At 46.7% G+C, this 14,603-nt stretch carries 12 protein-coding genes; 8 read left to right on the top strand and 4 right to left on the bottom strand.

Features of this window, described 5'->3' with window-relative positions:
- Window positions 1-43: 43 nt before the first annotated feature.
- The 4 genes from B5D35_RS25220 (at window position 44) to B5D35_RS12425 (ending at window position 5,214) form a co-directional block, all read left to right on the top strand.
- Window positions 44-178, top strand: coding sequence for a hypothetical protein (locus tag B5D35_RS25220; RefSeq protein ID WP_280174682.1), 135 nt, complete (start codon window positions 44-46; stop codon window positions 176-178).
- 278 nt (window positions 179-456) lie between these two features.
- Window positions 457-1,683, top strand: coding sequence for a sodium/glutamate symporter (gene gltS / locus B5D35_RS12435; protein WP_078752895.1), 1,227 nt, complete (start codon window positions 457-459; stop codon window positions 1,681-1,683).
- Between the two features lie 134 nt (window positions 1,684-1,817).
- Window positions 1,818-2,849 carry an FUSC family protein gene (locus tag B5D35_RS12430; RefSeq protein ID WP_078752894.1) on the top strand — a complete coding sequence of 344 codons (1,032 nt, stop codon included), beginning with the start codon at window positions 1,818-1,820 and terminating at the stop codon, window positions 2,847-2,849.
- 73 nt (window positions 2,850-2,922) lie between these two features.
- Window positions 2,923-5,214: a hypothetical protein gene (locus B5D35_RS12425; RefSeq protein ID WP_078752893.1), complete on the top strand. Its 2,292-nt coding sequence runs from the start codon at window positions 2,923-2,925 to the stop codon at window positions 5,212-5,214.
- 42 nt (window positions 5,215-5,256) lie between these two features.
- On the opposite strand, the gene B5D35_RS25215 is transcribed toward B5D35_RS12425, so the two are convergent.
- Complete coding sequence (locus B5D35_RS25215; protein WP_269808917.1) at window positions 5,257-5,382, bottom strand: hypothetical protein; 126 nt, start codon at window positions 5,380-5,382, stop codon at window positions 5,257-5,259.
- Between the two features lie 45 nt (window positions 5,383-5,427).
- Between B5D35_RS25215 and B5D35_RS12420 the strand changes: the two genes are divergently transcribed.
- The 4 genes from B5D35_RS12420 (at window position 5,428) to B5D35_RS12405 (ending at window position 9,789) form a co-directional block, all read left to right on the top strand.
- Window positions 5,428-5,715, top strand: coding sequence for a TM2 domain-containing protein (locus tag B5D35_RS12420; RefSeq protein WP_078752892.1), 288 nt, complete (start codon window positions 5,428-5,430; stop codon window positions 5,713-5,715).
- A 47-nt stretch (window positions 5,716-5,762) separates the two neighbouring features.
- Entirely contained in the window at window positions 5,763-6,110 is a 348-nt protein-coding gene (locus B5D35_RS12415) for a hypothetical protein (RefSeq protein ID WP_078752891.1), read from the top strand.
- Window positions 6,111-6,277: 167 nt separating this feature from the next.
- The gene (locus B5D35_RS12410) at window positions 6,278-6,871 is read left to right on the top strand and encodes an ECF-type sigma factor (RefSeq protein ID WP_078752890.1); all 594 of its coding nucleotides are present in this window, start codon (window positions 6,278-6,280) and stop codon (window positions 6,869-6,871) included.
- Complete coding sequence (locus B5D35_RS12405; RefSeq protein ID WP_078752889.1) at window positions 6,871-9,789, top strand: serine/threonine protein kinase; 2,919 nt, start codon at window positions 6,871-6,873, stop codon at window positions 9,787-9,789. The genes B5D35_RS12410 and B5D35_RS12405 overlap by 1 nt, the downstream gene beginning before the upstream one ends.
- A 49-nt stretch (window positions 9,790-9,838) precedes the next feature.
- Here the strand turns inward: B5D35_RS12405 and B5D35_RS12400 are convergent, their stop codons facing one another.
- The 3 genes from B5D35_RS12400 to iolG all read right to left on the bottom strand — a co-directional run bounded on the left by B5D35_RS12400 (window position 9,839) and on the right by iolG (window position 14,574).
- Window positions 9,839-11,350, bottom strand: a complete 1,512-nt coding sequence (locus B5D35_RS12400) for a CoA-acylating methylmalonate-semialdehyde dehydrogenase (RefSeq protein WP_078752888.1) — start codon at window positions 11,348-11,350, stop codon at window positions 9,839-9,841.
- 25 nt (window positions 11,351-11,375) lie between these two features.
- Window positions 11,376-13,304 (bottom strand): bifunctional 5-dehydro-2-deoxygluconokinase/5-dehydro-2-deoxyphosphogluconate aldolase, encoded by a 1,929-nt coding sequence (locus B5D35_RS12395; protein ID WP_078752887.1) that lies wholly within the window; start codon window positions 13,302-13,304, stop codon window positions 11,376-11,378.
- Window positions 13,305-13,584: 280 nt separating this feature from the next.
- Complete coding sequence (gene iolG, locus B5D35_RS12390; protein ID WP_078752886.1) at window positions 13,585-14,574, bottom strand: inositol 2-dehydrogenase; 990 nt, start codon at window positions 14,572-14,574, stop codon at window positions 13,585-13,587.
- Between the last annotated feature and the right edge of the window lie 29 nt (window positions 14,575-14,603).

Raw genomic sequence — 14,603 nt, 5'->3', positions numbered from 1 at the left:
GTTGTACTGCTTCCAGTTAGTTGTTTTGTAACGAGGTTTAGACATGAGACTACGACGATTGATGGGTGTAGCCGATCAGATCGTAGCTTCTAGATTTAGTTCCATCGATTTAAGCAACAAAGCCACCGACAGCCGTTTTATTGGCCAATTTTTCAGTCGGTGGATTTCGCACATTTAACACCTTATCTCATGCGGCTTCATCTAATATTTCCGTATGCATTTCACACGCGCTTAAGCACTTAAAAAGCGCGTAACACTACAATGTAAAGTGAATATTTTTTCACTTAGACTTGTGCTCTAGGTCAACATTATGAGATAACGGCGCCTCATTTTTTCGCGCTAAGGGAATTTTGTACGGCAAAGAGTGTCTGCAAAAGCGCTGAATTTCGCTCTTGGAAGCATATTAATAATAAGGATCTCGCACATTAAGGAGGATGTGGAGATAGAAGAGGGTTTATGAATCAACTAATTTCTGTCGGCGCACTAGAATCCTTCCTCATCGCCATTTTTGTACTTTTTCTCGGCCATTTTATTAACGCCAGAATCTCAATTTTAAAGAAATTTAACATCCCCGAACCCATCGTCGGTGGTTTGGTTGTTGCTACTGCCATTACCATTTTGCATTTGAACGGCATCGAGCTTGATTTCCACTTACCGTTGCAACACACCTTTATGTTGATGTTTTTTGCAACCGTTGGTCTCGCCGCAAATTACACCCAATTGATCAAAGGCGGCGCAAAAGTGTTCGTCTTTTTGGCTGTAGCATCACTTTATATCGTGCTGCAAAACGGTGTAGGTATCACGCTGGCAACTGTGTTAGGGCTGGATCCTTTAATGGGACTTATCGCCGGTTCAATCACACTGTCTGGCGGACACGGCACTGGGGCAGCTTGGGCACAAACGTTCCAAGATGTTTACGGCATGCACAACGTACTGGAAATTGCGATGGCATCTGCCACCTTTGGCCTCATCATGGGCGGTATCATCGGCAGTCCTGTTGCCCAACGTCTGGTTCAGCGGTTCAACCTCAAGTCTCAGTACGGCAATACCAACAATACCCACGAGCAGTTTCCTGAACTGGTTACTTACAACGAGAACGAACAAGACAAAGTCACCCCGAAAAAGGTGATTGAAACGCTGTTTGTTTTACTGATCTGTGTAACTGGCGCCAAGTATCTTGAGATTTGGGTTAGCAGCTTTGACGTTAAGTGGCTGATGATTCCAGACTTCGTTTATGCGCTCTTCATCGGTGTTGTAATTACCAACGCACTGGAAGTGTCTAAAGTGAAGCGGATGGACGTTGAAACGGTCGATATTCTGGGTACGGTTTCATTGGCGTTGTTCTTGGCGATGGCCCTGATGAGCCTGAAACTCTGGAATATCTTGGATTTGGCGGTGCCTTTCCTGATCATTTTGATGGTCCAATCGGTCATGCTGGCGCTATTCACCTACTTCGTCACGTTTAGGGTCATGGGCAAAAACTATGATGCTGCGGTCACTTCTAGCGGACATTGTGGCTTCGGCCTCGGCGCTACGCCAACAGCGGTGATGAACATGGGTTCTGTGGTCAATCGATTTGGTCCTTCGCCTCAGGCGTTCATGGTGGTGCCCATCGTTGGCGCATTCTTTATTGATATTGTGAACCTGATTATTCTTCAGACCACATTGAGCATCATCGGCTAACAATTCCAAACGGGCAGGCATATTCATGTCTGCTCGTGCTTCCCTTTGGTTGTTCCTGTCGCAATCTTTAGCGTATTTTTACTAAGGTTAAGAATATGCTTAAGGCAGAACGCAAATCTCGACTGTGAATTAACATGCACGCTTACGCTAATTTTGCTTTAAAACACACCCGCCTGCTTTACATGCTGCGGGTTTCATTCGTTCTCGGGGTGATCCTTCTGATCACTCGTATGTTTACTATCCCTTATGGATATTGGGCACTCATAACAGCCGTCACCATCCTCGGAGCCATTCCTTTTGTGGGTGGCGTTTTGTCGAAAGCGAAACAACGCGTCACCGGCACCATTGTCGGGGCTGTCTTGGGCCTTTTGTTGTTTCTCATTCCGCCTCAATACCACTGGACGCATCACTTCGCCTTTTTTGGCGTACTCATTGCGGCAATGTATTACACGCAAGAGAAATACGCGTATGCCTCACTCATGGCGGCCATTACCATCGTTATCGTTGCTGGGGGTGGCCCCGCGGATGTTGCAGCGGCTGGCTGGCGTATTTTCAACGTTCTGTGGGCGGCAATCCTGACCATCTTTGCGAGTCTCTTTATCTTTCCCGCTAAAGCGACCGAGCGTTTTATCTATCTTCTTGAACAGTATTTGGTTGAATGCAGCCATTATTACGCCAAACACATCAAACACGCGCAGCAGGGAAAATTCCCGCCTTCTCACGCAGAAAGACTGAACACCATCATTGAGACGCAGCAATCGTTGCTTCCTCATATGTTGGTCGAGTCCGGCGTGAATAAATCAGTGTTAGGTGATGTCCTGCTTATTGAAAAACGCCTGTTTGCGGAACTAGAAGCTTTGCTCAGTACACAGTGGGAAAGCCAACAAGGGCAGGATGAAATTATGAGTATGGAAGGGCTGACCACGGCACAAAGTCAGTTGGCCGATAACTTTCAGGTTTTAGCTCAGCAAGTTTCAGATAAACGCGTGACCGATGTCGATCCTATCGACATTAAACTTCTCAATCTGACCAAAGAGCAACTTTGCCAATCAACCAACGACATTAGTGACATCAGTTACTACGGCTACCTGTGGTTAAATCGAGAGATGGCTCGGCAATTTATCCAGCTCAGTAACGTGAGTGCCGCCTTGTTTCGTGCCCCTTAACCGACGCTAATCTCTTGCCCTGGGTCTAATTTCAGTATTTTAATATTACCCAGCGCTGTTCACGATACGTAAGATGACGTGGCAAGTATTCGCTCTGCCAGCAAAGGAACGTATCGTGGACACCATCTTTATCTCGTATTCTCACTCTGAGTTCAGGCCCGTCGTTGAGAAACTCATTTCAGCGTTGCACCAATCATTGTTACTTCAACGGTGCGAAATACGTCCCTTTCATATTGCTGAGTTTGAGGCATTTCGAAAGGCGCCGATTGAAAACAGCGTGCACTGTGTTTCTCGCTCTCGGTATTTGATAAGTCTTGTCGGGAAAGATCTGGGTGAAACCGTTCTCGAAGGAAAATCCCACATTGAACATGAAATAGACGCTGCGCTTGAACACGAGATAGACGTGCTGACGTTCCTTGTCGGTGATCATCATGCTGATAAAAACACACAACGAGAAAGTGTCAGCGAGTTCCTGAATGCGTTACCAAATCATGTAACGCTTCACAGCATCCTGACGAATGATCCTACCGCCATTGTTGATTCTATCATTAGGAAGCTAGAAACCTCACTATGGGCTTCGTTGGGTTGTGATGACAACCTGCGCATCCCTGAAGGCTCTCTATTAGTCATCGATGGGCAGTCTCCTTCCAGTGATCACACAGAACACCCGCACCACGACCAATGTCTTCGTATCTTTGATAAACCCACCCCTTCATTGGCACCCAGTCCAATCGCCTCGTCGTTTGAGCAGCGGAAGTTGTGGGCTTTCCAAAGCCTTGAATTGAATCATTTAAGCGAAGCAACACAAAATCTGCTGAAAGCGACAGAAGAGTTTGGTTCTGACTTTTTCAGCTGTTTTTGGCTCAGCCGAATTTATGCGTTGCAATCCGATACGTCTTCACTATGGAAATCCGCTATTCCTTTGGCAGAGCGGGCCATCTCCTCTCTTCGAGAAGAGGAGACCTTATTGCGTTCCGTGTGTAACACGCATATTGCTATTGCGTACTCCCACATCGGTGATTTTGAGAGAGCGACGCACCACTATGATCTGGCATTGTCACAGTACGAAATGTTCGAGACATTGGAATATAAAACCGACATGGTGTTAAACCAATTTGCGCTCAACAATAATCAACTGTGCAAACAGCATGCTGTAGATGCTCTCGCCACACTGCTTGCCACCAATCTCAAGCATTATGTCGCGTTGTCTGTTCCTCTTTCTAAGAAAAACCCTACGTCGTTTGAAGAAGCAGAAAGCGTCATTCTGCAAGACCTAAACACAGTGAGAATAGGACTGGTCGATAACTACACAACACTCCAGTTGTGGGCAGAAAGCGCACTTAACCTCACACTCAATGACTTGCCTTTGTCGCAAGCCCAAAAGGATATTTTGCCTGCTGTCGACGTCGCAAGTCAGCACATGTGGAAAAACTATTCCGCCCTTCGCACCTGTGGCACAACGCTCGCCCAATTCTACGAAAGCCATGCGAAACACAACGATGATCTAGAAAAGCACCACATCAATCTGAAGAGTGACCATCAGATAGCCATGGATTTAGTCGACGCTCTGTCGTCGACGATTGATGAGCGAAAAAATACCAATGTGAAAGAAAGTGAGTTGCAAACTCGCGTGAATAAAGAAAAACGCACCGTCATCTGTTGGGATATCTGCCTCGCCACTTCCTTGGCCGCCATCGCATGGTGCTTCTACATGCAGCCTACGTTTATCTGGGCCGCTGCCGCATTATCTTTTCTTTTCTTGCTACTTCGTGTTTATTTCGACTCCCGCCGATCCGTGGCGACAGTTCGACTTAAAAACAGCAAGACACGAAGACGATACATTCACGAATCGGTCACTGATTTGGTTGAGCAAGCAATGGAGAATATGGCGCTCCCCCATATGCGTTCCATTGTTGAACGTCTGAAATCGGCACCCAATTATCTCAACCATGAAGACCTTTCGGCGACAAAATCCGCACTGAATGATTTTGTTGATAACCAAAGCAAAGCCGTCGCGGGCAGTCTCTCTGCATGGGAAACGAAATCAACCACACTCAATACCCGCATTCGTGAGTGGATAAATAACATTGATCAGTTTGAACACGTCGCAAACTCACCGATGAGCGCTAACCTTATCGGAAAAATCTCTCAGCGATTTGGCGTGAGCTACGATTCAGCACTGAAATTGTCACTCGACGATGCACTTGCAGCCATCAACACTGCAACAGACAGGCACTGCTTTCAACTTAAGAGATCACGCACACACGCTTGGTTTGATGACCCCGACATGGCAAAACGCATGTTGGATTTCCACGGAAAGCGTGATAAATCAACAGTGTCAGTCCATGACATCACCCCCGCTTGAGTAGAAATCTTAAACAGAGATGAGCAGACCCACTGCTCATCTCTACCCGCTTTCAATGCCATTTCTGTCAAACAGCGCTTCCACGTCACCACGTCCTTGAAATATCAATTTATCGCAAAAGATTTTGCGTAAATCCGCCACGACTTTGTCACTGTTCGATTTTTCCATTGCTGGCTACTATCACCACATCTCGACAACGGACAGGAATTGAACATGAGTTACGGCGACACAATCACAGCAGAACGGTTGAAAAACCAAATGAAGAACAAAGTACTGGGGATTTTCTTAAACTTTGTCCTTCCGGGTGTTGGTCACATGTACGCTGGCCACGTAATGAAAGGTATCATTACCTTAGTCGTGTTTATCGTTTGTATGTTCACTGCATTCTTGATTGTGCCCGGCATTATCGGTTTCATTTTGTGGCTATGGGGTATGTTCTCCGTCAACAAAGACATCATTGCTTACAACGATGCACTTTTCGCGTCAGAACTCGACAAGTAAAAGCTAAAGTAGCCCTTTAAAATCAATAAGTAATCAAGTGGTAACTTATGAAAAATACGCTGAAAACATCAAAATACTTGGCCCTTCCGCTGGCACTGGTTCTTGTCGGTTGCGGTTCAGATTATCCGTCTAAAAGCGAAGCGAGATCTGCGGTTGAAACAGCGACCGTTCAAGCAGGTCAGGCTATGGGTGGATTCATTGAAATTGAATTGAACGACTTTGACTTGAACGATTGCAACATTGTGGGTAACGAAGAAGACGGCATTGTTTCATGTAACGTAACAGCCAAAGCCACCACAACCATGAAATTATTCGGTGAATCAGCCACTGAAACCAATGACTTCAATGAGCAAGTCGAGTTTCAAAAAGTCGATGGTAACTGGGTCGCTATTTAATCGACAATAAACACTGTCAGAACATTTACATGGTTTTTACTCAACAGGGCTGAATAGCCCTGTTTCTTCATCTTGCTTGTCGCTCGAACTCAAGGCAAAATCAAACACTTGAGTAGTAACAATCACATCCAGCTTGTTATGTGATTGCAAGAGTAGATACCCCCTAAATGTATCAGAAGCAGTCTCTATTAGAATGCATTGACGCCACCGAAATTCTTAACGGTTGGCAATCACGCGACAAATCAAAATCCAATGATTTTTTCGTCGCCGCTTATCAGGATATTTATTCCATCGTTCAGGCCATGCTAGAGAAAAAGCAACCGCACGGCACCCTTTTCAGTCAGTCCACTGCAACCGAACTGACACATGAAGCAATTTTGAAGCTGAATAAATGGCGAAACGATGAAACCCCCTTCACGCACCGCAAAGAATTCGTCGACTATGTAAGATGTTCTGTCTGGCACCTTCTTTTTGCCGACCACGAAAGTAGTCAGCAAAAAGAACACAAAAAGAAAGACTACGCCGACGTCGAACAACTGAAAGCAGTCACTCACCTTCCCGATTATTCACTCAGTCGTGATTTGTACGTGGTGCTGACTACCCTACGTAGCCGCTACCCTGAACAAGCAGATGCGTTCGAATATAAACACTTTGCAGCAGCGTCCAATAAAGATATCGCGTTGATGCAAAACGTCAGCGAACGCACCGTCAATAACCGATTGCTTTTCGCGACGAACTACCTTCGAAAAGCCCTCTCTTAATGGAAGTTTCCGATCTCTATGTAGCGTTGCTGGAATTGTCCCCTGACGCCCAGCGCATCAGGCTGAATGAAATTCGAGTGGAAAATGCTGACGTTGCCGAGGATTTGGCTTCGATGCTGGATTTATCCTGCGATGACCTCACGCTTGCTAGCAATGCGCTTTTCTCCTCACAGGCGCAATCTCAAGCGTCGCCAGATGTTATCGGAAAAGAGGTCATGGGCTTTCGCATTGAGAGAGTCTTATCTGAAGGCGGTGCTACGGGACAGGTATTTCTCGCCTCACAAAGCCTGACATCTCCGGATAAACCCGAGCAATGCCAGCACTTCGCTGCCGTTAAAATTCTTAGAGGCAGCGTGCTGAACCTGCGCGCACGGCAAACGCTCTTTTATCGCGAAGCCAGCAACCTGATTGCGTTGAACCACCCCTATATCTGCCAATTTTTTGGTACTGGTGATTTAGATGGCACGCCGTGCATAGTCACTGAGTATGTCAATGGTAGTCAACTCGACGTTTACCTCGATATCCATCGTCCTTCGAAAGCGATTCGCCTCCATTTGCTCAAGCAGTTGATGGAAGGCATGGCTTATGCACATAGCCGTGGGCTATACCATGGCGATTTAAAACCGCAGAACCTACTTGTTGATGATCAGGGCAACCTGAAAATTATTGACTTGGGCTTCTCCAAGCGGATTGATGACCAAGCAAGCAACGAGGATGGAATCGCTAAAGACTACATCACTGCGTTCTCACGCCATTGGAGCGCACCAGAGCAAAAAGAAGGGGTTTGGTACCGTTCACGCTCTGACATTTACTCGCTGGGTATGCTGTTTTTCTACCTGCTATTCGAGCGTAATGATCCATTTGAAATCGAAGAATTTCAACCGAGTGTCAGTGCTGCCTACTTTATCGAGAAAGGGTTCGACAAAGAAAGTGCCGCCATTATCGCCAAAGCGGTGAGTCGTGATGCGTCTTTGCGTTATCGCGATGCCGACGAAATGCAGCAAGATATATCACGCTGGCGCAATCAGTTTCCTGTCGACGCCTACTCGCAAAGTGTGTTTTATCGCGTTTGTAAAGGCATCACCCGATGGCCTATCACATCCGGCATTGTCTTTTTAAGTTCTGCATTGCTGGTCGCTGCATCGCTCTCTCTTGTTCGTCAACACGTTGCTTTGGTGCTTGAAAAACAAACCAGTGACGAGGTGGTTGAGCAACTCTCTAATATCCTGCTCTACTCCCAGCCAGAGTTGGCCCATACGTTTGAAACACCAAGCATTGAAAGCCTCTATCGCTACGCTGCAAAAGAATGGTTAGCATCACATTCGGTGATGACGGATGGCGCAAGGTACCAAACCGGATCGCTGCTGATCAAAGGGCTGCAATCACTCTACATTCATGATGATACCCATGCCATTCTTAAAGCCTTGAACGAAAACGATGCTGTCTTCGACGAAAAACAACAGGCTACCTTGCGCCTATACCGGGTCAGAAACCTAAGGCTTAAAGCATCCTTTGACGAAGGCTGTATCGCTACGTGGGGGGATCAAACTGGTTGTTGGGCACATGAATTCTCAGCAATGGCTTGGGGCAACCTATCAACTAAACGTCAGCTATCGTTCCATGATTGGTTAATCTTTGGAGAGCTGGTCGACATGCCAGGGTTTCAATCAGCGCCTTTCAAGCAATTGGTTGGCCCGGTAACCAATGAAATTTTGACTTTCATTTTGAACGACACACCCCAATGGCTGGCTCTGTCGTTCAATGAAAAACACGACCTATTGAGTACCTATAAACAACGCATGATGAATGTGGATGATCCGGTATCCAAAGACGACATTCATAGGTTGTTTGTGCTTGTAGATGAATGGATTGCCCAAACATCCTTTGCCAGTGAAACCTATCTCGCCGTCGACTCAGCACTTAATCTCGCGTATGTGTTTAACGACAAATCTAGAATCGCCCAGTATTCAGAGACAAAAGACACACTAAAAGCGAAAACACTGTCGCTGAATACGACCATGCTGTCCTATGAACCATGGGTTCAAACTCGGCTTCATAAGCCAGAAGAATCGATAATGGCACTGAAAGAAACGGAAGTACTCATCACGGAAAAATTTGGCAAGCAGAATGCGTTAGCACAAAACGCCGTCGATGCATTGTCGAGTGCTTACTTCTTGCTGGGACAAACCGAAAAAGCGAAAACAGTTCTTGGTTTAGGTCAAACACCACAATTTCAAATTAACGCCAGTTTACAACCGCTTTTTGGCACAACACCCTCTCAAATGACATTGGCGATATTTCACCGAGACTGGGATGGATTTCATCAAGCCTATTCGCAATATATGACTCTTTCTGCGTTACAGAACAACCAAAAAACACCCACCCATGATGATTTTTATCAGTTATTTAACACACTATTACGCTCCCCCTCTGGCTCACTCACTGTAGAGGAAGTAAAGAGACATTTCCCAGTACATATCGGGGGGATCAGCAAACTGGTCTATCTGTATTTCGCAACCAGCATTACTGGGCATGGAGGGTTAAGTAGCGCATTTTTTCATGAAATATCACAGAATGATCTGTCTGACTTTACCATCATGTACCTCTCAAATGGAGTCCCCTTGATGGAAGAAGCTGTGGCGTATTATACAAAAGGGCTCATGAAACAAGGCCAATTTACGCGGGCAGAAAACATCGTTGAAAATGTTCTTAAACGGTATAACAAGCAATGGCATGGGTCAGATTTTCTTCAGATGCAGGTGCTGTATTTCGCTGAAGGATATCTCGATAATGGCAAAAATGCTGAGGCGACAAATCTGTGGAAAGACTACGCACTGACAACGGAAGGCTTTGCTTATAGACCGGATTTGTTTGCGTTGGCAAAAAAGGTTTCAGACAGCATTTCTTCGCTCAGATAAAAGAAAAAGCCCGCAAAACTACGTTCTGCGGGCTTTTTAATCTGTGGAATTATTCCATGGTTGGCATGGTGAAATGGCTACTGTGGGTTTCCAGTCGCACACTTGCAGGCCAACGGGTTGTCACCGTCTTCATGCGGGTATAAAAACGGACTCCGTCATTCCCGTGCACGTTCAATGGGCCAAAGATAGAGCGCTTCCAGCCACCAAAGCTATGGAAAGCCATCGGCACTGGAATAGGCACATTTACCCCAACCATACCGGCCAACACATCTTCGCTGAATTGACGGGCAGTTTCACCATCACGAGTGAAAATTGCGGAGCCATTTCCGTACTGATGTTGGTTTATCAAATTCAACGCCGTTTGGTAGTCTGGCGCACGAACGATTGATAATACAGGGCCAAAGATCTCTTCTTGGTAAATGGTCATGTCCGGGCTTACATCATCAAAGAGTGTTGGCCCGACAAAATAGCCATTCTCATGGCCACTTACCTGACAGTCTCTGCCGTCCACAACCAATTTGGCGCCCTGATCTACACCCGAATTGATGTAGCCCAGTATTTTATCCCTGTGTACGGCCGAAATAACGGGCCCCATGTCATTTTCTTTTCCTTCAGTGATACCCGGTCCCACTGTCATTGTGTCGATACTTTTCGTTAGCGACGAGACAAGCTTGTCTGCAATCTCATCTCCCACTGCGACGACAACAGAGAGAGCCATACAGCGTTCACCCGCTGCACCAAATCCCGCCCCGACGATGGCATTGTTCGCCATTTCCAAATCAGCATCTGGCATTAAAATACAGTGGTTTTTCGCCCCACCCAACGCCTGACAGCGCTTTCCATTTGCCGATGCTGTTGTATAAATGTATTCAGCAATTGGCGTTGAACCGACAAAGCTCACGGCTTGAACTCGCGGGTCTGTCAGCAATACATCCACCGCTTCTTTGTCGCCATTGACCACATTGAACACACCATCAGGTAACCCCGCCTCTTTCAGCAATTCTGCCAACATCAGGGACAGAGATGGATTTTTTTTTGATGGCTTTAATACAAAAGTGTTTCCTGTTGCAATCGCGATTGGAAACATCCACATAGGTACCATTGCTGGAAAATTAAATGGTGTGATACCTGCACATACGCCTAACGGTTGCATGATAGAGTGACTATCAACGCCTGAGCCAACATTCGCTGAACTCTCACCTTTTTGAAGGTGCGGGATCCCGCAGGCAAACTCAACCACTTCCAATCCGCGGGTCAATTCGCCCACGGCATCGGAATACACTTTCCCGTGTTCGTTACTGATCATTCTCGCCAGCGTATCTTGGTTTGCTTCCAGTAATGACTTGAATTTAAACATCACGCGAGCGCGTCTCAACGGCGGCGTTTTAGCCCAGCGAGGGAATGCCGCCTGCGCCATTTCAATTGCGCTTTTCACATCCGACCGCGTGCTTAAAACAACCTGACGTGTTTGTTCACCTGTCGCTGGATTATAGACAGGTGAAAATCGGTCAGTGTTGCTTTCAATTACCTGTCCATTAATAAAGTTTTGGATAGTTTCCATTGTTTAATTTCCCTATTCGCCACAATCAGTTTGAACGCCAAAAATAAATTAACGCTAAGAAGTTCGCTTTCACCCGTTGAACAAACGCCTCGTCATCCAACACGCCGTGCATCCACTGCTTACTGGGTTCACCAAATAGGGTTCGTCCCACAGCAAAACCTTTGACATATTTAGATTTTAAAGACACCTCGAAACCCGCTTTCAATTGATTTATCGGGGCATCTAAGCCAAGCAGCAAAACGCCGCGGCAGTGTGCATCGTTCTCATCAATTAATGCATCCACCGACTCCCACTCTGGAAGCGTTAATGGCGGAAGTTTCCACCAATCGGGTTTAATACCAATGTCATATAAGCGACTCATGGTCTGGTGGTAGTAGTGCTTTCCATTGACGACATCTGACTGCGGCATAGATTTCGGTAAAATCACCTCAACAAGCAGGTCGTTACCTGTCGCACAACAGGCGTCATAAACTTCTTTTAATAAGCTCTCCTGTTGCACTTTCAACTCGGCGTCATCGTTAGGGTGGTAGAACACCAAACATTTAACGACCTGTTCTTTCGGCCAGCTTGCAAGTTGAGTTCCGATATTGCCATGCTCAAGTTGAAGAGGACGCGACCCTGGAAGTTCGATAGGTCTTCCCACCCACCAACGCTTAGTTACGTTGTCACCAAATCCAGTAGCATCATTCAGCACATCCATACCGAACGTTGAGTCACAGAGGATCCCGGCTTTTCCTTCAAGGCCATATTCTTGTGCTGTTTCTTGGGCGGCCTGCCAGATCAGTTTTTTCAAGTATGGAATGTGTGAAACATCAATGTCTGCTTGTCTCGCCATTTCCACAAACTGTGCGCGATGGTCAAAAGCAAGCACGCACAACTCCGGCCATTCTTTTTCACGTGTGGTCACACGGTGCAAGTGATTTAATGCAGCATCTTGATCCGGTCTCGGAATGTCGCTTTCGTTTTCGAGGTAATAATCTAACTCCTCCTTAGTAGGCATTGCGGGAGAGCAGCCATGACGTGAAACCACCAGCGCACCACATGCATTGGCGTAGCGACAGCTTTGCTCCCACGACTCACCATTGATGTAACCCCTTAACAGTCCCGACATGAACGCATCGCCTGCACCAAGCACATTGAGGACATCTACCCGAACACCGCGGATGGTTATACCATCGTCAAGCGACTCGCCAATGTCGTCGGTAAATACACTGCATCCAAGAGGGCCACGCTTACAGACCAGCTCGGCCTCTGTCAGTTCACGCACGTTTTTCAGTGCCGTCACAGAATCATCGGAGCCACCCGCAATGTGGAACTCCTCTTCAGTGCCTACTATGAGGTCAAACAGGCTGAGGACTTCTTGCAGGCTGTCCGTTACCGAAGAAGACTCAATGTAACGCGTCTCGCCATCTCCTAACGATGTCAACCCCCACAAGACAGGCCGATAATCCACGTCTAATGCCGTTTTAACACCGTGTTTACGGGCGTAACGCAATGCAGTCAGTACGGCTTCTCTTGAGCTTGGGTTGGAAAGATGAGTACCTGTAATAGCTAGACACTTCGCAGAAGCAATATAGTCTTCACTGATGTCTTCAGGCACGATAGCCTGATCAGCACAGTTATCTCGATAGAAGATAAGTGGAAAGGTTTCTGAGTCTTTAATCCCCAGCACGACGAGTGCCGTAAGACGTTCTTTGTCGGTAATGATATGGCTGGTATCCACACCCTCACGTTCTAATTCTTCACGAACAAATCGCCCCATATGCTCGTCCCCGACACGAGCAAGCATGCCTGATTTTAATCCTTGCCTTGCCGTTCCGTGGGCGACATTGCCAGACGACCCACCGAGATACTTCGCAAACGTTCTCATGTCCTCAAGTCTTGCGCCTACCTGCTCACCATATAAATCGACGGCAACGCGTCCAAGACATATCACATCCAGCGTCTTACTCACCTTTCGCTCCCTGCTTTATCCATTAAATGAAATGTACGTTTCATTAAGATTACTAAAAACCCATAAAAATCGCAAATATCGCAAATATCGCAAATATCGCAAATATCGAAACATACACTTCACAATGTATCGCTTGTTCGCCAACATACAACACCGAAAAATGACGCTTAATACATTGTTTATTCGTGATTTCTTATTATTGAATCCGGTGGGCGATATTTAACAAAAAAAAGAATGCAGCGTGTTCACTGCATTCTTTTTTCGTTCAGCCATGGAATTTTTATTTCAATAAAACGGTTTGATGTGATTTGAGTGATTCCACGCAAGCATCTGCGAGTACCAGTGCGAGTTCTCCATCAACGCCCGTACATTGCGGTTCAACTTTCCCTTCTAATACGTCAACAAAGTGATGCCATTCATCAATGTAGGCTTCCCGATAACGCTCTAAAAAGAAATTCTGAGGCTTGGCCGCAGCACAATGTTCATCACTCCAATGCTCAACCAAGTGCTCACGGACATTCCCCGCCTTCAGCATGCCTTTACTGCCGTGCAGCTCTACCCGCTGGTCATAACCATAACCAGAACGACGGCTGTTAATAATGTTGGCCATCACACCTGATGGGAAGTGCAATACAATCACCGCACTATCAATGTCACCGGCTTCACCAATGGCAGGATCAACCATACAAGCACCATGCGCAGATACCGATATCGGATCTTCGCCTAGGATGTAACGTGCCATGTCTAAATCGTGAATCGACATGTCGCGGAAAATACCGCCCGACACACGCACATAGTCCGGAGGCGGGGGAGAAGGATCACGGGAGGTGATCACCAGCGTTTCCGCTCTGCCCACCGCGCCGCTATCGAACAGTTCTCTCAGCGTTCTGAATTGCGGATCATAACGACGATTAAAGCCGACCAGCAGTTTTACCCCCGCTTTCTCCACGACCTCAAGGCAGGACTGAACCCGGGATAAACTGAGATCGATGGGCTTCTCGCAAAAAATGGCCTTTCCGGCTTGTGCTGCACGCTCGATAAGATCGGCATGCGTATCCGTCGCCGAGCAAATACACACAGCATCGATGCTTTTATCTGACAACGCTTCGTCAACACTCATGACCTGCGCGCCATATTGGTTGGCCAGTTGTACCGCCCCTTCATGATAAGGGTCGATAACAGCTTTGATTTGGGTGCTTGGATGTGCAGCAATATTCACAGCATGGACTTTCCCTATTCGTCCACAGCCGAACAACGCGATATTAAACATAGCTTCTCCTTTTGCTGATACTTAGAGCA

This window comes from Enterovibrio nigricans DSM 22720, assembly GCF_900167155.1.
Taxonomy (GTDB): Bacteria; Pseudomonadota; Gammaproteobacteria; order Enterobacterales; family Vibrionaceae; genus Enterovibrio; species Enterovibrio nigricans.
The sequence above is the reverse complement of the archived record's forward strand: the minus strand, read 5'-3'. Positions and strand labels throughout refer to the sequence as shown.

Excerpts from the sequence above, each read along its gene's own strand:
- B5D35_RS25220 (WP_280174682.1), top strand. The coding sequence starts at position 44 with ATGAGACTACGACGATTGATGGGTGTAGCCGATCAGATCGTAGCTTCT.
- gltS (WP_078752895.1), top strand. The coding sequence starts at position 457 with ATGAATCAACTAATTTCTGTCGGCGCACTAGAATCCTTCCTCATCGCC.
- B5D35_RS12430 (WP_078752894.1), top strand. The coding sequence starts at position 1,818 with ATGCACGCTTACGCTAATTTTGCTTTAAAACACACCCGCCTGCTTTAC.
- B5D35_RS12425 (WP_078752893.1), top strand. The coding sequence starts at position 2,923 with ATGACGTGGCAAGTATTCGCTCTGCCAGCAAAGGAACGTATCGTGGAC.
- B5D35_RS25215 (WP_269808917.1), bottom strand. The coding sequence starts at position 5,382 with ATGGAAAAATCGAACAGTGACAAAGTCGTGGCGGATTTACGCAAAATC.
- B5D35_RS12420 (WP_078752892.1), top strand. The coding sequence starts at position 5,428 with ATGAGTTACGGCGACACAATCACAGCAGAACGGTTGAAAAACCAAATG.
- B5D35_RS12415 (WP_078752891.1), top strand. The coding sequence starts at position 5,763 with ATGAAAAATACGCTGAAAACATCAAAATACTTGGCCCTTCCGCTGGCA.
- B5D35_RS12410 (WP_078752890.1), top strand. The coding sequence starts at position 6,278 with ATGTATCAGAAGCAGTCTCTATTAGAATGCATTGACGCCACCGAAATT.
- B5D35_RS12405 (WP_078752889.1), top strand. The coding sequence starts at position 6,871 with ATGGAAGTTTCCGATCTCTATGTAGCGTTGCTGGAATTGTCCCCTGAC.
- B5D35_RS12400 (WP_078752888.1), bottom strand. The coding sequence starts at position 11,350 with ATGGAAACTATCCAAAACTTTATTAATGGACAGGTAATTGAAAGCAAC.
- iolG (WP_078752886.1), bottom strand. The coding sequence starts at position 14,574 with ATGTTTAATATCGCGTTGTTCGGCTGTGGACGAATAGGGAAAGTCCAT.